This is a genomic window from Phosphitispora fastidiosa (assembly GCF_019008365.1).
GTDB lineage: Bacteria > Bacillota > Thermincolia > Thermincolales > UBA2595 > Phosphitispora > Phosphitispora fastidiosa.
This window is the reverse complement of sequence record NZ_JAHHUL010000135.1, coordinates 1-267: the sequence shown is the minus strand read 5'-3', so window position 1 is coordinate 267 and position 267 is coordinate 1. Positions and strand designations below refer to the sequence as shown.

Genomic DNA, 267 nt, shown 5'->3' with positions numbered 1-267 from the left:
ATCACCGGCAAGGCGCGCGCCGGTGATCGCGAAGTTGAGCCAGTTGGCCTGGGGCTCCTGCGCCTTGGAGCGCAGGATCTGGACCTGGTCGCCCTGTTCGATCTCGGTGCGCAGCGGCACCACGCGGCCGTTGATCTTGGCGCCTACCGCCTGGTCGCCCAGGTTCGAATGCACCGCATAGGCGAAGTCGATCGGCGTCGCTCTCTTGGGCAGCTGGATCAGCTCGCCCTTGGGCGTGAAGGCGAAGATCCGGTCCTGGTACATCGC

Annotated in this window: 1 protein-coding gene; it reads right to left on the bottom strand. The window is 66.3% G+C overall.

The genetic code is table 11. The features are described from left to right. Positions 1-267, bottom strand: a 267-nt coding sequence (locus tag Ga0451573_RS19250) for a TGS domain-containing protein (RefSeq protein ID WP_231685806.1), incomplete at both ends; no start/stop codon positions are given.